The organism is Pseudomonas sp. BF-R-24 (assembly GCF_019947335.1).
Classification (GTDB): Bacteria; Pseudomonadota; Gammaproteobacteria; order Pseudomonadales; family Pseudomonadaceae; genus Aquipseudomonas; species Aquipseudomonas jessenii.
The window spans coordinates 107,419-129,138 of the sequence record NZ_JAGYGG010000016.1 but is presented as its reverse complement, the minus strand read 5'-3'; the positions used below and the strand labels follow the sequence as shown (position 1 = coordinate 129,138).

Sequence of the window (21,720 nt, the reverse complement as noted above, 5' to 3'; positions counted from 1 at the left end):
GAGCACTCGCAAGCCACGCTCAATGAAGTCGCAAGGCAGCTAAATAGCCGCCCTCGGAAAACACTAGACTACGAAACACCCGCTGAACGATTTAGCCAATCTGTTGCGTCGACCGGTTGAATCCACAACCCATAGCTGCCGGTGGGAGCCGACAGAAACCCGCGAAAAGCAGACTGAGTCGCCGCATCTTTCAAAGACACTCTCCAAGCTCTGAAAATAGCGTTTTCAGAATTTACTGGCGATAACTGTATTGCGCCGCTGAGTCGGCGATTGGAGGCATCCAAGTTGGGGCAGCTCTACGCGCAGTTACCTGGATCAGGGGCTCGTCTGCGGTGCGTGCCTGTTGTCGCGACGGTTCCAGCATGTGTCAAAAACATCGTGGCTTTCACTCAGGCATCTAAACTTGTCTGTTGGGACAGGCTTAGTTAAACGTGAATTGAGTCGCGGTGACTGGTTAGTAACGATCCTGCTGTCGCGTTCTGCCGCGCCCCCATGCTTAAACCATCGCTAAGCAGTAGTAGGGCCGTTCGCGACACAATCGGAGCGCAATCATGCTGAACCTGTCGCAGCAACTTCACCCCTTGGCGCATCGCGCGACGCGCTTGCGGCTGATCATCGTTGGACTGGCGACAATTCTCTGGGCCATGCACATCGGCCCGGCTCTTGCCGCTGATGCGGTCAAATTCTCAGAGACACCGCCCTCGGAGACGCTCACCGTCGATCCGAGTGAGATCCAGAAGCCGTGGACCGGTGATCTTGAGGCGATGAAGGAACGGCGGATCATTCGCGTCCTCACGATCTATAGCAAGACCTTTTACTTCGTCAACAAGGGCACCCAGCGCGGCGCGACCTACGACTGGTTCAGTGTGTTCGAGAAGGAACTGAACCAGAAAATGGCGCCTTCAAAGTCGGAGGCAAAGAAACATCTGAAGGTTCAAGTGGTCTTCGTCCCGGTTAGTCGGGACCAACTACTGCCGGCGCTAGTTGCCGGGAAGGGCGATATAGCTGCGTCCAACCTCACCATTACCCCAGGGCGACGGGAACTGGTGGACTTCTCTGTGCCCGCGTATACCAATGTCAGCGAAGTGATCCTGTCCGGTCCCGCTTCACCACAGGTCGTCAGCATCGACGATCTGGCGGGAAAGGAGGTATTCGTTCGCAAGTCTTCCAGCTACTACGAGAGTCTGGTCGAGCTAAACAAGCGCTTTGCCGCAGAAAGTCGGCCTCAGGTGACCATCAAGTTGGCGCAGGAGGAGTTGGAGGACGAGGATCTGGTCGAGATGCTGAATGCCGGACTGCTACCACTCATCGTCATGGACAAGCACAAAGCGGACCTCTGGAAGCAGGTATTTCCCAAGGTAACGGTCCACGAAGGGATTGCCGTCCGCACGGGGGGAGAAATTGCCTGGGCGATACGGAAGGGGAGCCCGCAACTCAAAGCTGCTGTTGATGACTTTGTCGTCCGTCACGGAAAAGGAACCAAGACGGGAAATATGATTCTGGTGCGCTATCTGAAGAGCGCAAAATACATCAAGGACGCGGCATCCACGTCGGAGCGGAAGAAGTTCCTCGATTTGATTCAGTTCTTTAAGCAGTACGGCGACAAGTACAGTGTCGACTGGCTGCTGATGGCTGCTCAGGGATACCAGGAGTCGCGGCTTGATCAATCCGTTCGAAGCCCTGTGGGAGCCATCGGCGTGATGCAGGTCATGCCGGCGACAGGCAAGGAGCTGAAGGTAGGTGATATCAGGCAAACCCAGTCGAACATCGAGGCTGGAGTCAAGTACATGCGGACGATGATAGACAGGTACTACGGTGACGAACCGATGACCGAGTTGGATAAGGTCCTGTTTACCTTCGCGTCGTACAACGCCGGTCCCGCCCGAGTTGCCCGATTGCGCGAGGAAGCCGCCAAGCGCGGGCTGGATCCCAACATCTGGTTCCATAACGTCGAGTACGTTGCTGCCGAGCGAATCGGCGCGGAGACAGTGACTTACGTCAGCAACATCTACAAGTACTACATTGCCTATCGGCTGATCATGGAAGCGCGGGAGGCGAAGCAGCGCGCGGCGGAAGGGATCATGGCTGAGCCTGAGTAGGACTGCTGCGTAGTTCGTGTGCAGCGGGAGCAATTGTGGGCGCGGGCATTGATATTCGGGCCCCGGCGAGAGCCCGATAAAGCTCCGGTGTGCTTGACCGGTTCGAAGTGCGTTCTGGCGAATCGACCTGGGGCCCCGGTGCACGTCGCACCACGGCGTTGAGGTTCAGCCTATCGAGGAGGGAAGACGATGAGAGCATTGCGAATGAGTACGTTGGTAATGGCGGCATGCATGACCCTGGCGACGGCATCGGGCATTACCCGTGCCGAAGAGGTTGCCATGATCACCGGCGAGCAATGGACGCAGTCGTCGGAGCAGCTCAAGAAGGTCTATCTCATCGGCATCGCCAACGCTTATCAGGTGGAGAGGGCCTACTACGGGTCGAAGCCGCCGTCCGATGAGCAGAGCCTGATTCCGCGTTTCGGCAAGGGCCTGAAGGGCCATACGCTCGACAGTGTGCGCGAAGGGCTGAACCAGTGGTACGCCGCCAATCCCGACCGCGTGAAACGGCCCGTCATCGAGACCATCTGGTTCGAGATGGTCTTGCCCGGACTGAAACAGAATAAGTAGCGGAGGTGAACATGAAGAGGTTGCAATTGTTTGCCGCAGTCCTCACCGCAGCGGGTGTGATCGGCTGCACCTCGATGTCCGCTCAGCAGCAGGGGACGGTGAGTGGTGCGGCCATCGGTGCTGCGGCCGGCGCTGGCATTGCCGCGATCTCCGGTGGCAGTGGATGGACCGGCGCAGCGGTCGGTGCCGTCGCCGGTGGGGTTGCCGGCAACATCAAAGGTAGCAGGCAGCAGAAGTAGACGGGCCAATCCGCGCTATGGCAGGGGCCTCCCTCTGACATCGATCATCGGCAGGCCCAATCAGCCGCGCTCCACCTCGACACCGGGGGGAGGCTGTACCCTTCAGCTCGTCGCGTCGCCCTGAAGCAGCGGCGCAGCAGATCGAGAGTTCCTACTTGCGCAGGCAATGGCCTGTTTCCAGCAGCGGGTTCTGCCCCCCGAGCTCGACATTGTCGAGCCGGGCTTGCGCGAGCGAGTTGTCCTGCGACAGCGCGATGATAGACAAAAAAAGGGGACAATTATTTCCGTACTCCAAACGTCCACTACTGGCCGAATAGCAACGGACTTTCCTCGACCGTCGCGGTGGTGGATCAGGGATAGATCATTACTATCAATCAGAAGCAGACATTGATTAGCGGCAGCTAATGGCCGATTTCTGCCTGTCACCAAGGGCAGCAACCGACCCAGAACGGACATTCGCCGTTTAGCAGAAAAATGCCCAGGCCTTGGCCATACATTTCAGCGGCCTGTTTCGGCGCATTCAGATTTTTTCGATTTCAAAAACCAGGCTCGCTGGCATCCCTGGCGCATCATCCAGCACCCCACAACGTTGCATTCCAATCTTCTCCAGAACCTTGATGGAGGCGGTGTGATCCGGTCGAACCACAGCCCAGATGCGCTCGTTGCCCGGCGTGGTGAAGGCAAGGTTCAGCGCGAACTTGCCCATTTCTGTTGCGTAGCCTTTGCCCCAGGCCACGCTGGCGAAGCGGTAGCCAACATTTAGCCGCAGGTCACCCAGATAGTCGTAATAGCCCACTCCGCCAAAGCCAATGATGTAATCCGGAGATGCTTTTTCCGCGATAGCCCACCATCCAAACCCCTGTTGGGTCCAGTGCTCGATCCAGGTGGATAAAAGAGCTTCGGCTTGATCTGTAGTTCTCATCGGTCCTGCCGGATTGAAGAGCTGGGTTTGAGGATCGCTGTAAATTTCGAAAAGGCGAGTACCGTCACTCAGTTCAGGTTTTCTGTAGATCAGGCGGGCGCTGGAGACAGGCATGTTTTATGGCTCGATGGTCTGGCGTGCAGCAAACCTACCACAATCGTGGGGTTTTCTTTGAGTCCTTGGCTCTAGAACGGCAGAGTTATGGAAACTCGTGAGTCGCTGCGCGGTTGCACCCTCTAGTGGTGCATGTGGACTTTATTCGCGCAGCGTCGGGCCGTCGTCGATCACGATGATTTCGCCCCGGATCGGCAAAAAGCCGTCCCAGTTGACGTTCACTTTTGCACCTTACAAGAATCGGGAGAGGTCCACTTGTCCCAAGCTGCTTTAGTGTAATCAAAGTATCGGGATTTTTTGCCAGCCGAAGGGACGGTTGCGGGCTGTCCTGCCGCGATGGTCGTAACAGCCAGCTCCCCGGCGCTCGATGCACCCGTTTTCGTCCTTTCGCCAGCGACTGCAATTGGCCGATTGCTGCCTGCCACAACCGGCTGCAATCGAACCATAGAAGACGTTCACAGGTCGAGAAAGTGGAGGCCGATCACACGCTACGGATGCCTTTAGCCCGTTGTATCCAGCCATCTCGAAACCAGCAGGGCCAGCTTTCAGGCTGCTCCAGTGGAATCATATGGCCACATTCCTCCACCACCTCCATGCAAGCTCCTGGGATTTCATCACACAACTCCTGTGCCTCTTCAGGCAGTCTGAGTTTATCCTGCGCACCTGCAATGATCAGGGTCGGGCACTGAATATTGCATGACGCGATGTCGTCCTTAACCAAGAGGGATTACCTAGCAAACACTTCATGACCCATTCGCGTGTCCATGTCACGAATACGGCCGATCAAGACGTTGTCGTTTGCACGCTGCGGGTGCACCGACTTGGCAATCTAGGCCGAACTCAACCCGCGAAATTCCCCCTGTGCAGATGTCTTCACTGCGGCTTGCTTGAGTTGCTGCTGCATAGGCGTGTCTGGGCGTAGTGACATCGCAATCAACACTAAACCCACCACACGGTCAGGGAATTGTTTTACGAGCGACCTTGCGACATAGCCGCCCAATGAAAGGCCGCCCAGGACGAATCTCGAAGGTGCGCCGTCTGCGATGACCTGAGCAATTTGAGCAATAGTTTGTCCATGGAGCATGGTTTCAGGCCAGGTGGCGCTCGATCCACCGCAGATCGTGATCCGCACCCGGCAACACGTGCAGTTCGGCGCGTGGCCGCAGTGCGCAAGGCGCTGACCCACGCGAATCGGGCTGAGCGGAGCTGAATCCCCCATAGTCGTTCCGTAAGCATAAGGCGATAACCAGTGATTGACGCTTATACTTATATAAGTATAAGCTCGAAAAACTGAAAATCGTCGGCACCTCCATGAGGGGCAACACGTGGTTTCGAGGGGCAAAATGGCTATTAAGCAATGTTCGGTCTTGATTGTCGGATGTGGTCCTGCGGGGATGGCAACGGCAATTCTATTGGCGGACCAGGGAATCGATTCCCTGATCGTGGAAAGAAGAGGTGAGCTTCATGGCGAACCCCAGGCGCATGTCATCAGTGCTCGAACGCGCGAAATCATGGCCGAGATGGGGTTGTCCGAAGCGCGTATGGGCTCTGTTGAAAGTCATGCCTTGGTCAAGGGCGCTTTCATCAACTGGCGCAGCCAGATATCCGGTCCTGATCTGGCTTGCATCGACATTTGGCAAGATGACTATGCCGCCCAATATGCAAGATCCAGCCGCTTCCCTGTGACAAACATTCCACAACATCACTTGGAAAAGTTGATGTATGTCGAAGTATTGAAACGCCCACAGATCAACGTGCTTTTTAATACTCGCTGGGAAAGCTGTGACGATCAGGGTGACGGTGTTTCTTCAGCGGTGATTCATCAGCTCACCGGTGACAAACATACAATCAAGAGCCGATTCCTGATTGGCGCGGATGGTGCGAGTAGCGCAGTACGTCGTCGAATCGGGATCACGATGGACGGCGAAACCGGTGTGGCACATCTCATGTCGATCAGTTTCGAGGCTGATATGAGGAGGCATATTCAGAAGCCGACCTTGATCTACTGGCTGATGAACCCTCGCGCGCCGGGAGGGCTGATTGTTCATGATCCGGCCGGTCTAGCGGTATTCATGACGCCCTATTCGCCCCCAATGGAATCGCCCAAGGACTTTCCACGCGCACGCTGCGAACGAATGCTCAAGGACGCCTTGGGTGATGACAGCATCAAGGTGAAGATCCGGGCCATTTCGAGTTGGGTCATGCAGTGCCACGTAGCCGAACACTACAGCAAGGGCTCGGTTTTTCTGGTGGGCGACTCGGCACACCGCTATCCGCCGACCGGCGGGCTGGGGCTCAACGCCGGAGTGGCGGATGCACACAACATTGCCTGGAAGTTGGCAATGGTGCTCAAAGGCAAAGCGGGTCGCGAGCTTCTGGCTACCTACGGTGCAGAGCGGCGTCCGGTTGCTCTCGAGAACGGAAGGGTCAGCCTGAACAATCACCAGAAGATGAACAGGGTGATGGAGGCTGCGGGGCTCGATGGCAATGACTTGTCGACCTTGGCCAAGGTGCGCTCCAACGCGCTGGCAAGGATGGCGCCGCTATGGGTCAAGAACTCGATCAAGGCATTGTTGTTCGGACGAATTTCAGCACGTCTGGATCAGGTTGGGAATGCGGCGAGCGGCAAGTGGCGCCAGGAGAAACAAAAAGTCCAGCACGCCGCCGATCAGCAGTTCGAGCACTTCAATGTGATTGGGCTGGATCTGGGGCACGTGTACGCCAGCAACGCCATTTTTGCGGATGCAGGCAAGCCGCCGCGTCCGGAAAATCCCGTCATTCAGTACGTCCAGAGTTTCTGTCCGGGTGCGCGAATGCCGCATTTCAAACTGCGCAACATTATCGGCGCGATCTCTTCCCACGAGCTGGTTTCAGCGTCCCGGTTTCTGCTGTTGGGCTATGGCAACGCTGGTGGTTTGGTACAGGGGCTTTCCCGTGAGCTCGCTTCAAGTATCGGCTACGAGGTCCGCGGCTGTGATCTGGAAAAGCACACAGATGCCGCTGAGTTGGCGATGATCCTGGGGTGCAACGACAACCTCCAGGATGCGCTGATTCTGGTTCGTCCTGATGGTCATATCGGCTGGCGTGGTGCCCTGGGTACCACTGAGAACCCGCAGCACAGCCTGCTCGCAGTACTGGGAGCAATGCTGTGCAAAGACTTCACGGCAAATCGACTCGACAGCGATCCGCAGGTTGGCGCAATGCAGGTGTATTCCTGATGGAGACCCGGAAAATGAGCTCTTCGGCGAGGGGAGTGCAGTCACCTTCAGTGATCGTCGTCGGTGCTGGCTTGGCGGGCATGCTGGCCGCAATGTTGTTGTCGAAGTTCGGTATTCGCTCGATGGTGCTCGATGCTGGCAGTGGGGACGACCATCCCAGAAGCTCCGTATGGTCGGCTCGAGTCCTTGAAGTGATACGTGCGATAGATTCGGAGCTCGCAGATGGGCTGCGTGAGCTGAGCGCCCCCACACTCAAGTTGCGCTACATCACCTGGTGTACGTCGTTGGCTGGACATGAGCTGGCCAAGCTCGCGCCCGTAGGCAACGATCCTGTCTATACGGTTCAGTTGCTCTCTGCCAGTCCGTGCCGGCCCCTGCACATCTCCCAGAATGTCGTCGAAGCGCAACTCATGACCAGGTTGCGTGCCGATCCAAACATTCAGTACCTGGAACATACACGCATCGAATCGCTTGAGCAGCGCGATGGCGTGTGTACGGTCGGATACGTCGCAGTGAACGGTGTACGCGGCAGTCGCCAGGCTGATTTTGTCCTGGCGGCGGACGGCAGCAACAGCACGGTTAGAAAGCTGTTGCAGGTTGAAAGTACGGAAACCGACGTGCAGCCGGTTCTCCAGATCCACTTTCTGGCCGACCTTTCTGCTTATACCTGCACTAGACCAGGTCCGCTGTACTGGATCATTAACGCCAGGATTGTCGGGACACTGACAAACCATACGAACCAAGAACACGAGTGGGTGCTGACCACCGCTTCGGTTCCGGATCTGCTCAGTGCGCAGGATCTCACTGTCGCGGATGCCCGGCAGATGGTATGCGCGGCGATTGGCACAAACAACGTCTCGGTCGAAATCAAGAGCGTACGGCCGTGGACGATGTCGCTGCGTCATGCGCGGACCAACCGTGCGGGAAGGGTTTTTCTACTTGGTGACGCCGCCTGGGGCTTGACGGCAATGGGCGGGTTCGGGATTTGCCAGGCCGCAGCGGATGCGAGTTCAGTTGCCTGGCGAGTAGCCGCGTATCTAGGCGCAAGTCCCTCGACGGCACTCGTGGAGCTGTTGCTTGAATCATTTGAGCCTGAAAGGCGTCAGCAATTTGAGGTCCTGGCTGAGTACACCCGTGACCTGACGGTACTTTCCGAAAAGGTGATACGCGCTGCCGGGCTCGATCCCTCGGGCATTCAAAAGATTCAGAAGCTGGCTAGGTTTCCCTTGTTCAGGCTGTTGAGTGCCAACCAGCGCAAGCGTCTGCTGGGCTTGATCCTTGGCAAGGGACTTCAAGGGCTGGAGCGTCTGGAGCAGGCGTCACTCTGCGGTGAACGAGCCAGGAAAGATGTGGCATTCGCCGTGGCCCTGCAGCAAGAAGTCTACCTCAGCATGGGGGCGGACTTGGGGTATGTGACAACCAGTGGTTTTCTCTCGGTTGACACGGAATTACCCGCTCCGGGACACCCCAAGGCACGCACGAACTACGACCCCATCTGCTGGCCTGGTGCCCTGTTGCCCCATGTCTGGTCAACGGACACTGATGCTGAATTTTCTTCTCGCGATCTTGTGCGCCAGGCACCGATTACCTTGGTGTGTTGGGGGGATTTTCAAGTCGATTGGCAAGTGGCTGTCGACGAGATTGAGGTTCGATACGGCATTCGTATGGTGGTACCGCTCATCTGCGCCAAGGCGCAAGCCGATTTTTCCATGCACGCGGATGCATTCGAAACAACCTTCAGCATCCCCCTTGAGGGTGCACTGGTTGTGCGGGGTGATGGGGTGGTCGTCAGTTCGCTGCGAGGCGTTGGTTTATCGAAAGCACTCATGCTGGAACAGGCATTTGTCGCACTCATGGCAACACATCAGCAGGTCAGCCTACCTGCATCAAAGGAGAACGTATCGTGAACGTTACGCAGTTTCCCATCGCCTGTCCTGATACTGATGCGATACCACCGAAAAAGCTGGCGCACATCGTCCTGACGACGCGGTGCTTTGAAGAGAAAATTCACTGGTGGCAGGTGGTCCTGGGCGCCAGGATCATGTTCAGGAACGAGTTGCTCTGCTTCCTCTCCTATGATGATGAACATCACCGGGTCGCCCTGATCAATACACCGAATTACTCGCCGAAAAAGCGCGAAAGTATCGGCATGGATCATGTCGCCTTTACCTTCGCTGGCCTGGGCGATTTGCTCCACTCCTACGAGCGATTGAAGGCAGTGGATATCAAGCCGGTCTGGTGTATCAATCATGGCCCGACGACTTCCCTCTACTTCATTGATCCGGATGGCGCACAGGTTGAGTTGCAAGTCGACAACTTCACTTCTGAGGAGGAACTGGCCGAGTTCTTTGCCAGCGGCGCCTTTGAGCAAAACGCTATTGGCGTCGAGTTCGACCCGGAATTGATGCTTCAGGGGTTCAAAAGCGGATATCCGGTTCCCGAACTGCTCAAGCAGGGCGAAGTCAACCGCATGCGGCACATCGCGCCCAAATCCTGATGGTGCTTTAGCGCATAAGGTCGGATGAGGCTTGGCTTTTGCCCGGCCCGCCGATGCGTGCATTTCGTAGATCCAGAACCAACTGCCAAAGGACGATGCCTTGTGAAGCTTTGCACTTTTTCAACTGGACACATTCATGCGCACCTAGGGTTGCTCGGCACATCGGGAAAGGTGCTGGATGTCACGGCCCTGAGGGCCGCCGATAAGCGCTTCGCGACAATGCAGGCGCTCATTGAGGCCCAGGATGAGACGCTGCCGTTGCTGAGAGCGCTACTGGAGCAGAAAGATGTTCCACTGGACTGTCTCTATGCACAGAGCGACATCAGTTTTCTCCCACCGCTGGAACCGTCGCAGATTCGCTGCTTCAGCGTGTACGTGCAACACATGAAGAACGCTTTCGCGCAGGTCATCAGGAACACTAGGGGGTTCTTACCCAACCTGCTGCTTGTGCATCTGGGCCTGATGAAGATACCGAAGTATTTCTTCGAGTCCCCAGTCTATTACAAGGGTGCACGGCTCAGCCTGTCGGGTCACCAGAGTGAAATTCGCCGTCCACGGGCAGGCTGTCGGCTCGACTATGAGGCAGAACTGGCCCTGGTGATTGGCACTCGTGGCAAGAACATCGCCGAGCGGGATGCTATGAAGCATGTGTTTGGCTATCTGATCTTCAATGACTTTTCCGAGCGCACCCAGTTGCTCAAGGAAATGCAGAGTCGCCCGAGCGCCGGCCCGGCAAAGGGCAAGGATTTCGATGGGAGCAATGCCCTGGGACCCTGGCTGGTCACTGCCGATGAAATCATCACCCCGGGCAACCTTGCGGTACAGGTTCGAGTCAACGGTCGGGTGGTCGGCCAGGGTTCCACAAACCAGATGACCCATTCAATCGAAAAAATCGTCAGTTACGCCTCTTGGTCGGAAACCATTTTTCCAGGGGAAATGCTCGCAACGGGCTGCGTACCGAACTGTGCCGGAATCGAACACTGGCGTTTCCTCGAGGACGGCGATCGGGTCGAGATCGATATTGAAGGTCTTGGTTCGATGGTCAATAGGGTTCTGCCGGTCCAGCCCGATCAGCATGGTCTGAACTGGTAGGCACTACCCTCTCAGCCGGAAGCGATAGCGCCGGTCTTGGATCAGTTATTTGAATCATTGAGTGAGATTCCTCGGGCACAGGCTGGCTGCTGTTTGTCGGTCGGCTCGGGAACGTCAATGTGCGGCTCGCCCCCTAAATATCAGGATAGATATGAACACTCATGTAATTGCTGATCAGTTTAAGCCCGTCAGTCTCGATCACAAGTTTACCCTCGAGCAGGGCAGGGTCTATCTCACAGGGAATCAGTCACTGGTGCGTCTTGCGCTTGATCAGCGACGTCGGGATACGGCTAAAGGCTGGAACACCGGTGGCTTTATCTCGGGGTACCGGGGCTCGCCCCTCGGTCGCTTTGACATGGAACTTTGGGCTACCGGTTCATTGCTCAAGGCCGCCAACATCCATTTTATGCCGGGTTTGAATGAGGAACTGGCGGCGACTGCCGTATGGGGTACCCAGTATGTGGGCACGTTCCCGCAGGCGACAGTCGATGGGGTGTTCTCCATCTGGTATGGCAAGGGACCTGGTGTCGATCGTGCGCTGGATGCACTCAAGCATGCCAATTACGCAGGCACCAGTTCCAGAGGCGGCGTGCTGGTGATGGCAGGTGATGATCACAGCGCAAAATCATCGACCATCGCCCACCAGTCCGACTTTTCCCTGATTGCCGCCGGTATCCCGGTTTTGTACCCGGCAACGGTGCAGGACATTCTGGATTTCGGCTTGCTGGGTATCGAGATGTCGCGAGCCACCGGATTGTGGGTGGGACTTAAGCTGGTCACTGATGTCGTAGAGTCCGGCGCCGATGTCGAGATCGGCAAGTTACCCTCTATACCCTGGGCACCCGCGGAAGAAGTTCGGCGACTCAAGCCCTTTGAGCACGCCCTCAATGTCGAACAGAGCTTGACCACCCGACGCCTGCCATCGGCTGTGGAGTTTGCACGGCGATCGGGGCTCAACCGCATCGAGTGGCAATCCCCTGCGCCAACTATCGGCATCATTTCCGCAGGCAAGGCCTATAGCGACACGATGCAGGCCTTGCAGCGCCTGGGGGTCACAGCTGAAAGTCCGGCAGGCCAACAGCTGCGTGTGCTCAAGGTCGGCATGGTTTGGCCGCTTGATGATGCAATCATCAGGGAGTTTGCCACTGGCCTGGGGGATATCCTCGTCGTTGAGGAAAAGCGTCCTTTGCTTGAATCACAAACCAAGTCGATTCTTTACGATGCTCAACTGCTGAAACCGCCGGTTATTCGCGGGAAATTCGTCGGTTCCAGCGAGTGGTCCGTGGAGCGTGGGGAGGCGGTCCTGCCCATCAATAACGAACTCTCCGTACAGAGCATCATGGAATCGCTGGCCGGGTTGCTCGGTATCGATCTACCGCCAGTGGCTGCCCACGCCTGTGACCCGAGCGAGTTCCCTTTGCGTAAACCGGGGTTTTGTTCCGGTTGTCCGCATAGCACGTCAACCAGGTTGCCGGAGGGCAGTCGTGCCTTGGCGGGCATTGGTTGTCACACCATCGCCATGCTGAATAACCCCGAAACGACAAACACCGTGTCGCAGATGGGAGGCGAGGGCGTGATGTGGCTAGGTCAGGAACCCTTCACTGACGAGCCACATGTGTTTGCCAACATGGGTGACGGCACGTATTTCCATTCGGGGGCTCTGGCTATCCGCCAAGCCGTCGCCGCAAAAGCCACCATGACCTACAAGCTGTTGCTCAACGGCTTCGTTTCGATGACCGGAGGGCAGCCCATTGATGGCGAACTTGGTGTCGAAAAGGCCTTGGCCCTGATGCTTGCCGAAGGGGTGAAGAAAGTCGTTATTGTGACCGATGATCTGGATGCCTATGAGCAACGGCGGGCGACGCTGGGGGTCCCTGTGTATGACCGCGCCGATCTGGAGCAGGTCCAGCGCGAACTACGCGAGTACCCAGGCGTGTCGGTCATCCTGTATGACCAGGCGTGTGCCACAGAGCGGCGCCGATTGCGCAAACGCGGCAAGCTTCCGGACCCCAAGGTTCGTACCTATATTCACCCGGAAGTCTGTGAGGGCTGTGGCGACTGCGGACAGGCGTCGGGTTGCCTGTCCATTGAGCCGCTGGAGACACCCCTGGGCCGCAAGCGGCAGATAAATCAGAGTTCCTGCAACAAGGATCTCACCTGCGTCAAAGGCTTCTGCCCGAGCTTTGTGACACTCGAGGGGGCCGATTTGCCTCGCAACGGAAGCAGTGGCGCGAAGCTCAAGATTCCCGCGCTGCCAGCCCCCCGAATCCCCGTCGATTTTCCTCCGACCTCGCTACTGGTGGCGGGCATAGGCGGTACGGGGGTCGTGACCATTGGCGCGCTGTTGACCATGGCCGCCCATATGGATGGCAAGGCCAGTAGCTCTCTGGACCTTACCGGGCTGTCGCAAAAGTATGGCGCGGTTGGCTCGCACATTCGCCTGGCGTGCAGTCAGGATGCTCTGCACAGCGCGCGAATAGGTGACCAGGAGGCGCAGGTCATGATTGGCTGCGACTTGATCGTTGCCGCCAGTGATGAAAGTGTTTCTCGCCTGGATCGTGACCATGCATTTGCCGTGGTCAACAGCGGCGTTGTGCCCACCAGTGATTTCTCCCGAAATCCGGACTGGCATGTCGATGAGGCCAAGCTACGCGGCCGCTTGCAGCAACTGCTAGGGGAGCGTGTCGAGTTCATGGATGCCCGGCACATGGCGTCTGCATTACTCGCTGACGAGATCCTGGCCAATATGATGCTGTTCGGGTTTGTCTGGCAGCGCGGACTGATTCCGGTGTCCCTGGCGTCGATCGAGAAGGCCATACAACTCAATGGTGTGGCCATTGAGTCAAACCTGAAGGCCTTTGCGCTGGGGCGCTGGGCTGCACATGACATCAAGGCGGTGAGTCGCGAGGCCCTTCCAGCCGAGCCGGTAAAGGTTGTCAGCATTGGCAATGAGACGCCGGCAAGCATTATTGCCGATCGACAACAGAGACTGCTGCGCTATCAAAACCAGCGCATCTGTGACGGCTACTCGCAAATGCTTGGGCGACTGAAGGCTGCCTTGGCAAGTGGCCTTGGCGACATCCAGGCGGCAAAGCAGCTGACACGCATGGTCGCGATCCAGTATTTCCGCGTTATCGCCGTCAAGGATGAGTACGAGGTGGCAAGGTTGTATGCCTCTCCCGAGTTCAAAGAGTCCCTTCGAGCCAGGTTTTCTGGCGACTTCAAGGTCAAATACCATCTCGCCGGTGGTCCGTTCGGACGAAGGAATGAAAAAACCGGACAGATCAGCAAAACCGCAGTAGGCCCCTGGATTCAACCGGTATTCCGGGTCCTGTCGACGCTTCGGCATGTCAGGGGCACGTGGCTGGATCCGCTGCGCAACGGTGCCGAGGCACGCCTCAATAAGCAGGTGCGCGAGGCCTATGAGCAGGATCTGGAATTAATCATTTCCAGCATAGGCAGTGAGTCAACCGAGACGCTTTACCAACTGGCCCAGTGGCCGGAAACCGTAAGGGGTTACGGGCATGTGCGCGAAGCACAGGCACACCTGGCTTTTGAACATCGACTGCGTTTGCGCAGGGGGTTAGCCCAGACGCCGACTGTCGGGCTGCATTGAGCTGTCTTGAAAGATTTCCCGGGATTGCGATCACTTTCCACATGAGGTTTGCCATGGCAATGAACATTTTCTGTCGTTCAGATGTAGTTGACCTTGAGGCGCAGGGGCCCCTTCCGTTTGGTGACATTGCTTCGACTTATGACCTGATCAAGCATGGTGCATTGATGTCGCCGTCTGCGCCGGCATTGTCGTTTTTTGCATCGGTGCAAGGGTATGACCAGCCCCATGTCTGGACCCACGCAGAGCTGCTGCAGCAAATCACCCGGACCGCGAACATGTTTCATGAGCGTGGTGTTGGTCGCCAAGACGTCATTGCCTTTGTGCTGCCGAATCTACCGGAAACACACTGGGTCATCTGGGGCGCGGAAGCGGTCGGGATTGTCATGGCGATCAACCCGATGATTGATGCCACGACGATGAAAATGTTGCTCGATGCAGCCGGGCCCAGGCTGATTGTGACGGTGTCTGCTGGCGACGATGCGGACCTCTGGGACAGGGTGAGCGGGGTGGCGGACCAGGTGGATTCCGTCGAAGGCATTTTCAGCGTGTGTGCTCAGCGTTATGGCGAGCGATCTGCCTTCGGTTGGTCCGGTCAGCCGTTGGTTACGCCAGGCAACAAGCCGGTATTGGACTTTCATCAAGCGCTGGAAGGGCAAGAGGGCAACAGCCTGGTCTTTGCCTTGCCCACTCTCGACGATGTGGCCTCGTATTTTTGCACCGGAGGGACCACGGGGGCGCCAAAAATCGCCATCCGCACCCATCGAACCGAGGTTGCAAATGCTATCCAGGTAGCGCGGATGCTAGGAGGGGATTTTCTAAAGCCGCAGACTACGTTTCTCGCAGGCTTGCCGCTGTTTCATGTCAACGCCCAGATCCTTACAGGGTTGGCGGTATGGTCGCAAGGCGCACACGTTCTGCTGGCCACGGCACAAGGGTATCGGTCCAAGGGGGTGATCAGCGATTTCTGGAAAATCATCCAGCGCTATGCCGTCAATGCGATCTCGGGCGTTCCGACCATTTATTCCTCATTGATACAGACGCCGGTCGGTGATGCCGATATCAGCAGCCTGCAGTATGCGATTTGTGGTGCGGCACCGATGCCGGTGGAGCTGTTCAACCGATTCACGGCGAATACCGGAGTCCCTTTTCTTGAAGGCTACGGCATGACGGAGGGTGGCTGTGTCTCGAGCCTGAATCCGGCGGGTGGAGTCTCCCGGCTGGGGTCGATTGGCCTTCGGTTACCCTGGCAAGCCATGAAAATTGTAATCCTGCGCGACAAGTCCACTTTTGTCCGCGAGGCGTTGCCTGGCGAGGCTGGCAGTCTGGTCATTTGTGGGCCGAATCTGTTCAAGGGCTACCTGAACCCGGCTGACGAGCGCGATGTCTGGGTCGAGTTTGCCGATGACGACGGACAGCACGTTCGATGGCTGATCACCGGAGACCTTGGAACGCTGGATGAGGACGGATACTTCTGGCTGACCGGGCGAAGCAAGGAGTTGATCATACGTGGCGGACACAATATCGACCCGAAAGGCATCGAAGAGGTCATGGCCCGTCACCCTTCGGTTGCCATCGCCGCGGCTGTCGGTCGCCCCGATGCCTACGCGGGGGAAGTTCCCGTCATGTATGTGCAACTGCGGCAAGGGGAGCAGGTCAGCGCCGGCGAATTGCTCAATTATCTCAGCGACAACATTTCTGAACGTCCGGCGTTGCCCAAGGCCGTGCGTGTCGTGGAAGCACTGCCGGTGACGGCTGTCGGGAAACTGTTCAAGCCGGAACTGGTGCGCCGGGAAATCGAGTGGGTTGTCCGTGACGAAGCCATTGCCAGTGGTGTAACGCTTGCGACGCTGGATGTCCTTGCGGGGGAGGGCGGGGCGTTCCTTGTCCAGTGGAGCCCGCACAGTGGTGATGCTGAAGCACTGCGTCAACGACTTGCAAAGTACACCTTCAAAAGCGGCAGCTACCCTGCATGAGATGGTGTGAAATTGCACGCCACTTGACCAAGCGCTTGCGGTCGACCTGACCACTGACGACACCGGACACGGTGTGATCCACGCCGATGAATTGCCAGTTCGCCGACTTGGCAGCGGTTGTTTAAGACTTCAGCCAAAGTCGAGCTGGCGAACATGCGAGAAATTTCCAGCATCTATAGAGCGTGTAACTTGCTATCGGTGATTGTTCCCGAGAAAGTCGCCTCTACTGGTCCGATGAGAAAGACAGGTCCTGCGCCATCCCATTGAACCGTTACGGTTCCGCCATCACATTCAACCTCAACGCAATTGTCTAGCAAGCCAAGACGAATTCCGTTAACCACAGCGCCACAAGAGCAGGAACCTGAGCCGAGCGGAGTACCCCGCCAGAGTTCCCAAATGCGTATCTGCATCAGCGCAATCGAGCACCGCCGCGAGTTGATTGAATCCGACTCCTCGGTTCCGATCACCCATTCGCCGAGCCATGTTACTTGTGATTGGATTGGACGAGTTTCGCGAGTCCACGATAACGAAGTCATCGCCATTGGCGTGCATTTTATGAAAGCTCAGTGGCATTGATAGACCCCTGGCGACGAGACATAGGCTGGTTTGACGTATAAAGGCGATCTGACCCCTTTCGCATAGCATTTTCAAGCGGTGTGAAAACGTGAGAGGCAGATGTGTTTGGCAGTCACTTACGAGAAATCTGTCGTCTCTCCCCATAAACACGATACCCGCCATCGGGGCGGGTATCGTGAGGATCGCGGCAGCACAGCCCGGTCAACTCATTACCTTTGCAAAGCGGTAGAGAGCGTAAAGGCCAGTGACTTACCTGCCGCCACGGCGAAGGGTGGCGGGTGAGAACTCGCTGTCCTCGGGAACCGGCAAGTTGAATTGCAAACTGGTTTCTTCTTCGCTGTCGAGGTTCTGCACGTTATACCGACGGGACTGCAGGTCGTGGTACACGTCCAGTGCACTCCAGGTGGCTGGAAGATCGTAGTAGTTCTTCAGGTAAGCCAGCGAAACGCGCCACAACTCGCCACGACCATCATATTGATTCACTTCGGCGGCCTGCCAACTGTCCTCATCCAGGAAGAACACGCGCTTGGAGTAGATATGTCGTGACCCTGGCTTCAGATTGGCCTCTACCACCCAGACGCGATGCAACTCCCAGCGCGTCAGCTCCGGATTTAGATGGCCAGGCTTGAGCACGTCATCGTACTTTACGCCTTTGGCCGTGAGTCGGTAGTTATTGTAGGGAATGTACATTTCTTTCTTGCCCAGCAACTTCCAGTCGTATCGGCTGGGCGATCCGTTGTACATGTCGGAGTCATCCGCCGTACGCAGGCCATCCGCCTCGATGATCGGCGAATCGAAGGCGACATTCGGCGCGCGGCTTACACGGCGCTGACCCGAGCTGTAGATCCACGCCTGGCGCGGCTCGGCAACCTGGTCGAGGGTTTCGTGCACAAGCAAGGCCTCTCCCGCAAGCCGAGCGGGCGTCTTGACCTGATGAAGGAAGAAGAAAATCCGGTTGGCGATGCTCTCAAAGGTCGCTCCCGGAAAGTAGTACTTGAACAATGCTTGTGTCTTGGCGCGAATTGGGACGTAGCTGCCATTGCTCTGTACCGCGACCTCGACACCGGTACGCACGGTATAGGTGCCGCGGTAACGAACAATATGGTTCCAGATAGCTTCCACGCCACTGCCCGGAATCGGGAACGGGACGCCCCCAATGGCATGCTTGAACCCGTTGCCACCATCGACCAGTTCGGCGGTGGTGGCGTTCTTCCGGGTGTTTTCATATACCCACTGCGGTACGGCCCCTGAGCGTCGGGTAACGTACACCGGAATCTTGAAGGTGTCCGGGTAAGCCGTCATCAATGCAATGGCCCCGGGTGTCAGGTTGGCCCGGTACTGTTCCATGTTCGATTTGTCGATGGTGAACTGGACCTTGTCCTCGGGGAACGGATCCGGATGATGGTCACCAGGTTTGAAATTGGAGCCTGCTGGTGCGGAAGTGAGGCCACCGGTCCACGCGGGTATCGTGCCGGCCGCATTGGTAGATTTTTCAGCTCCTAGCGGGGTCAGTGAAGTGCCCAGCTTCTGGGTTTCCTGAGGGGACACCGCGGCGAAAGCGTGACCGGCAAGGGACAGGGCGACCGCCGCCGATAACAGCGAATACTTGATTGGCATGATTGTGCTCCATATGAAAAGTTAAGTCGGGCCCCCAGGCTCGACTAGGCAGCATCGAGGGTTAGAAGGAGTACTTGAGGTTGACGCCGATGTTGTCGCGATCGCGCAAGGCGTTATCGTTACCCGCACCAAAAAAGCTGGTGTAGGCAATGCCTGCTTCCAGGGTGTTCTGGTAACTGGCATTCAGGCCGACAGTGCAGGCCTTGGTGCCCTCGATGTAGCTTCCGGCCTGGTGTGAGTTGCCTTCGAAGTCATGCTTCCAGGCAACATTGGGGGACAGGTTGACGCCCGCAAACACATCGTTCCAGGTGCCTTTGGCAACCAGCGTGTAGCTGTAGGCGTTGCGGTTGATCTGATTGTCGCGGCCGTTGTTCACGTCCAGATACTCAGCGTTCTGCGCACCCGAAAAATAGCGATTGCTGCCGTCGAATGCTGTGTATTGCAGGCTGTCGCCCCGATAGGACACACCCGCAATTTCCCCGGCGGTAAACAAGGCGTCAAAGCCAAGCGCCGGTCCCCAGTTCTGGATGTTGCCGATCGAGTAATTGAACATCTTGACGCGCTTGTAGTTTTTTATCGTGTCGTTCAGCCCGATGTTCTGGCCCGCAATAACACCCTTGCCGCCATAGGCAATGCCAGGGTTCGAGCCCTGGACCAGAGCCGCTTGCAGGGTCAGGTCAGCCAGCATGTCGTCTGAAGTCGAGATGGCGATCGGCATGTTCGGGCGGTACGCAAGCTCGCCAAAAAATGAGCTTTCACCCACCGTAGTGCTGAAGCTGAAGCCGTACACGCGTACGTCTTCCACGTACTTACGCCGGGCCGTTACCGAGTGCAGAACATCGACGGTAGTGAGCCCCAGAAATGCAGGGTCCAAAGCGAAAGCCTTGGCCTGGTAACCGCCAAAGTTGGCTTCCAGATTGGGCTCTTTGGTGTGGTAGTTGATGAAATACACCCCAAACTCGGTAGCGTTCAGGTTCTCGACCACATACTTGGCATTCAGCCCCCACTGTCCGCTATCACGTGCCGACGCATCCCGCCCTATGGCACCCGACTCGGCAATTTCGGTGGTTCCTGCGATGTTTCCCGGATAAATGAACGTATTGCCATCCAGCCCAAGGCGCTGCAACGCCCCCGGGGTGTTTTGCAGTTGTCCGTAGAGGGGCACGGCACCCGCCAGCGGTGTTCCGGAAAAATTGTTGTAGGCGAAATGGCCACCCGGGGAAAACAGGTCATCGGTCGAGTAGAAAGTACCGACCGGACTCTGGATCGTTTCGGTCCAGTCCCACTGGTAGTAACCGTCAACCGACAGGCCTTCGGTCACGCCGATGCTGAAACCCAGTGCCTGGGTCGGGATCAGGACCTCCTTGATCTCGGCACCCGGCAAGCGCAGGGCCGCTGCATCGACCGGGTTCGAGGCATTGATGCCATCGCGCGCAAACATTGCCTCGCCCCAGTTGAAGGCCTGTTTGCCGACCTTGATGTTGAGCGGCATGTTGGCCACTTCCAGGTCGGCCCACAGGTAAGCGTCGAGCAGCTTGGCATTGCGCCCGGAAATATCCTGGGCGTCGCTACCAAAATGACTGTCGTGGGGGTAGGACTGGCTGGGCTGCGACGGGTTGTTGTTGCTGTAGTAATCACTGTTGTGATTCATGATCTGGGTGTCATACAGCCCGGTACCGCGCATGAATCCGCCGTAGTTGCGGTACTGCAGGGTCAGCTCAGAAGTCAGCTTGAACACCTGGGACACCAGGCCTGGATCGAAATTGCGATTGCCATCGTTGCGGTTGATGTTGTCGTTATCGCTGTCCTGACTCCTCAGGCGCCACAACTGACCGTAGGACGCGGTGTTGTTCAGCGAACCGGCGACCTCGTCATCCGCGAAGCTGAACTCCAGGGCCTGAGCCTGGGTCGCCATGAGCATTGGCAGAAAGCCGAACAGTGTGACACCGGCGGGAATCGGTGTACGACGCCTCATGATCGGTTTTGTGAGTTTGATTTCCATTGAGCGACTCCATTGACGAATTATTGTTATTGATGCTCACCACCGAGCTGGTTTGTCGGGTCTATCGCTAACCCTGGCTGGGGGCACGTACCAGCCGGGCATGACTACGTTTTCCAGTGACAGGCGTTGGAGCGAGTCCTTTCGAAGGCCTGGGCACAGGGTTCAAAAGCACTTGAAGATAATGCTGAGACAACTTATATTTATATAAGTATAAAGGTCAACACCTAAAAAATGAGAACGCGATCAGCTGCATCCCATGAACATCGCGGGTAGGGGTCTGAAAGGAAGGTGCCTGTGGCGATTATCCAGGTGCACAATAGGGCCCTTCGCACGAAACATCCGTCACAGGTTCGACTCATCGAGATCAGTAATGCAGAAGCTCTCTTTAGAAACAATTCTTTCGATCATTGACAATCTCTCCTCCAGTGCACAATCGCAGGCCTTGTCTCCCGCCGAATCCGACGGTAAAGGCCGACTGATTGATGCCGCCAAAATCGAGTTCAGCCAGAAAGGTTTTGCCGGTGCATCTGTACTGACCATCTCTGAACGCGCCGGCGTCAAACAACCGCTGTTGAATTATCACTTCGGCAACAAGGAGGGGTTGTGGCGCGCGGTCATCGAAAACACTTATGCGATCAGTACTGCGGAGTGGGAGAAAGTCCGCACACTCATTTTGCAGAACGAAGATCCACTGACACGACTCAAGGGAGTGCTCGCAGCGTTTATCGCCATTCACCACCGCGACCCGACAGCACAGGCGCTGGTGTATGCAGAGGTGGCTCAGCCTAGCGCGCGGCTTGAGTGGATGGTTGATCGCTTCGTCAAGCCTTTCCACATCTTCCTCGACTCGATCCTGCAAGAATGCATCGACGCCAACCAGATAAAACAACTGCCCGACAGGTATGCCAGCGTGATGATTACCATCATGCTCAACTCTCATCTGTTGGGTGCCAATCTGATCCTGAGGCTCTATCCGGAGAGCCTCGGTGAGGCCGCTGAAATGCCCCTGGATGAGCGAATCCAGCAGTTGCTGGACATTCTCTTGAATGGGATCTGCGTCAGCAAGACACTCGGATGATTATGGTCAAACCTGACAGACCGTCGACGTGATGTTCTTCACGCCGAGGTGTCATGCGCTTAACCGCTTAGCGCCAATCTCGGTCATCGCGCCATCGCGATGACCTT

General features: G+C 56.9%; 14 protein-coding genes and 2 pseudogenes. 11 read left to right on the top strand and 5 right to left on the bottom strand.

Annotation, left to right across the window (positions count from 1 at the left end):
- From KGA98_RS15075 to KGA98_RS15060, 4 genes and pseudogenes are all read left to right on the top strand, one after another.
- Positions 1–120 (top strand): annotated as a pseudogene (locus KGA98_RS15075) (IS30 family transposase); the annotation flags it as partial.
- 431 nt (positions 121–551) lie between these two features.
- Positions 552–2,099 (top strand): lytic transglycosylase F, encoded by a 1,548-nt coding sequence (locus KGA98_RS15070; protein ID WP_223502705.1) that lies wholly within the window; start codon positions 552–554, stop codon positions 2,097–2,099.
- A gap of 231 nt (positions 2,100–2,330) precedes the next feature.
- Entirely contained in the window at positions 2,331–2,669 is a 339-nt protein-coding gene (locus KGA98_RS15065) for a hypothetical protein (protein ID WP_223502704.1), read from the top strand.
- A gap of 11 nt (positions 2,670–2,680) precedes the next feature.
- Complete coding sequence (locus KGA98_RS15060; RefSeq protein ID WP_223502703.1) at positions 2,681–2,908, top strand: YMGG-like glycine zipper-containing protein; 228 nt, start codon at positions 2,681–2,683, stop codon at positions 2,906–2,908.
- Positions 2,909–3,428: 520 nt separating this feature from the next.
- On the opposite strand, the gene KGA98_RS15055 is transcribed toward KGA98_RS15060, so the two are convergent.
- Together KGA98_RS15055 and KGA98_RS15050 are read right to left on the bottom strand one after the other, a co-directional pair.
- Complete coding sequence (locus tag KGA98_RS15055) at positions 3,429–3,944, bottom strand: GNAT family N-acetyltransferase (protein WP_223502702.1); 516 nt, start codon at positions 3,942–3,944, stop codon at positions 3,429–3,431.
- A gap of 829 nt (positions 3,945–4,773) precedes the next feature.
- The gene (locus tag KGA98_RS15050; protein WP_223502710.1) at positions 4,774–5,028 is read right to left on the bottom strand and encodes an alpha/beta fold hydrolase; all 255 of its coding nucleotides are present in this window, start codon (positions 5,026–5,028) and stop codon (positions 4,774–4,776) included.
- 259 nt (positions 5,029–5,287) lie between these two features.
- Between KGA98_RS15050 and KGA98_RS15045 the strand changes: the two genes are divergently transcribed.
- The 6 genes from KGA98_RS15045 to KGA98_RS15020 all read left to right on the top strand — a co-directional run bounded on the left by KGA98_RS15045 (position 5,288) and on the right by KGA98_RS15020 (position 16,340).
- Positions 5,288–7,162 carry an FAD-dependent monooxygenase gene (locus tag KGA98_RS15045; protein WP_223502701.1) on the top strand — a complete coding sequence of 625 codons (1,875 nt, stop codon included), beginning with the start codon at positions 5,288–5,290 and terminating at the stop codon, positions 7,160–7,162.
- A 14-nt stretch (positions 7,163–7,176) separates the two neighbouring features.
- Positions 7,177–9,069, top strand: a complete 1,893-nt coding sequence (locus KGA98_RS15040) for an FAD-dependent monooxygenase (RefSeq protein ID WP_223502700.1) — start codon at positions 7,177–7,179, stop codon at positions 9,067–9,069.
- Positions 9,066–9,659, top strand: coding sequence for a VOC family protein (locus tag KGA98_RS15035; RefSeq protein ID WP_223502699.1), 594 nt, complete (start codon positions 9,066–9,068; stop codon positions 9,657–9,659). Before KGA98_RS15040 ends, KGA98_RS15035 begins: the two co-directional genes overlap by 4 nt.
- A gap of 102 nt (positions 9,660–9,761) precedes the next feature.
- On the top strand, positions 9,762–10,751 hold the full coding sequence (locus tag KGA98_RS28505; RefSeq protein WP_223502698.1) for a fumarylacetoacetate hydrolase family protein: 990 nt from the start codon (positions 9,762–9,764) through the stop codon (positions 10,749–10,751).
- A 151-nt stretch (positions 10,752–10,902) separates the two neighbouring features.
- A complete protein-coding gene (locus KGA98_RS15025; protein ID WP_223502697.1) occupies positions 10,903–14,367 on the top strand; it encodes an indolepyruvate ferredoxin oxidoreductase family protein in 3,465 nt (1,154 codons plus the stop codon).
- A gap of 53 nt (positions 14,368–14,420) precedes the next feature.
- Entirely contained in the window at positions 14,421–16,340 is a 1,920-nt protein-coding gene (locus KGA98_RS15020) for an acyl-CoA synthetase (RefSeq protein ID WP_223502696.1), read from the top strand.
- Positions 16,341–16,513: 173 nt separating this feature from the next.
- Here KGA98_RS15020 and KGA98_RS15015 read toward each other — a convergent pair.
- The 3 genes and pseudogenes from KGA98_RS15015 to KGA98_RS15005 form a co-directional block, all read right to left on the bottom strand.
- Positions 16,514–16,913 (bottom strand): annotated as a pseudogene (locus KGA98_RS15015) (hypothetical protein).
- A 252-nt stretch (positions 16,914–17,165) separates the two neighbouring features.
- Positions 17,166–18,533, bottom strand: coding sequence for a DUF1329 domain-containing protein (locus KGA98_RS15010; RefSeq protein WP_223502695.1), 1,368 nt, complete (start codon positions 18,531–18,533; stop codon positions 17,166–17,168).
- A gap of 61 nt (positions 18,534–18,594) precedes the next feature.
- Positions 18,595–20,535, bottom strand: a complete 1,941-nt coding sequence (locus KGA98_RS15005; protein ID WP_223502694.1) for a DUF1302 domain-containing protein — start codon at positions 20,533–20,535, stop codon at positions 18,595–18,597.
- Positions 20,536–20,905: 370 nt separating this feature from the next.
- On the opposite strand from KGA98_RS15005, the gene KGA98_RS15000 reads away from it, so the two are divergent.
- On the top strand, positions 20,906–21,613 hold the full coding sequence (locus KGA98_RS15000) for a TetR/AcrR family transcriptional regulator (protein WP_223502693.1): 708 nt from the start codon (positions 20,906–20,908) through the stop codon (positions 21,611–21,613).
- Positions 21,614–21,720: the final 107 nt, after the last annotated feature.

What these genes read in the sequence shown, in the direction of transcription:
- KGA98_RS15070 (WP_223502705.1), top strand. Translation starts at nt 552, where the DNA reads ATGCTGAACCTGTCGCAGCAACTTCACCCCTTGGCGCATCGCGCGACG.
- KGA98_RS15065 (WP_223502704.1), top strand. Translation starts at nt 2,331, where the DNA reads ATGACCCTGGCGACGGCATCGGGCATTACCCGTGCCGAAGAGGTTGCC.
- KGA98_RS15060 (WP_223502703.1), top strand. Translation starts at nt 2,681, where the DNA reads ATGAAGAGGTTGCAATTGTTTGCCGCAGTCCTCACCGCAGCGGGTGTG.
- KGA98_RS15055 (WP_223502702.1), bottom strand. Translation starts at nt 3,944, where the DNA reads ATGCCTGTCTCCAGCGCCCGCCTGATCTACAGAAAACCTGAACTGAGT.
- KGA98_RS15050 (WP_223502710.1), bottom strand. Translation starts at nt 5,028, where the DNA reads ATGCTCCATGGACAAACTATTGCTCAAATTGCTCAGGTCATCGCAGAC.
- KGA98_RS15045 (WP_223502701.1), top strand. Translation starts at nt 5,288, where the DNA reads ATGGCTATTAAGCAATGTTCGGTCTTGATTGTCGGATGTGGTCCTGCG.
- KGA98_RS15040 (WP_223502700.1), top strand. Translation starts at nt 7,177, where the DNA reads ATGAGCTCTTCGGCGAGGGGAGTGCAGTCACCTTCAGTGATCGTCGTC.
- KGA98_RS15025 (WP_223502697.1), top strand. Translation starts at nt 10,903, where the DNA reads ATGAACACTCATGTAATTGCTGATCAGTTTAAGCCCGTCAGTCTCGAT.
- KGA98_RS15020 (WP_223502696.1), top strand. Translation starts at nt 14,421, where the DNA reads ATGGCAATGAACATTTTCTGTCGTTCAGATGTAGTTGACCTTGAGGCG.
- KGA98_RS15010 (WP_223502695.1), bottom strand. Translation starts at nt 18,533, where the DNA reads ATGCCAATCAAGTATTCGCTGTTATCGGCGGCGGTCGCCCTGTCCCTT.
- KGA98_RS15005 (WP_223502694.1), bottom strand. Translation starts at nt 20,535, where the DNA reads ATGGAAATCAAACTCACAAAACCGATCATGAGGCGTCGTACACCGATT.
- KGA98_RS15000 (WP_223502693.1), top strand. Translation starts at nt 20,906, where the DNA reads ATGCAGAAGCTCTCTTTAGAAACAATTCTTTCGATCATTGACAATCTC.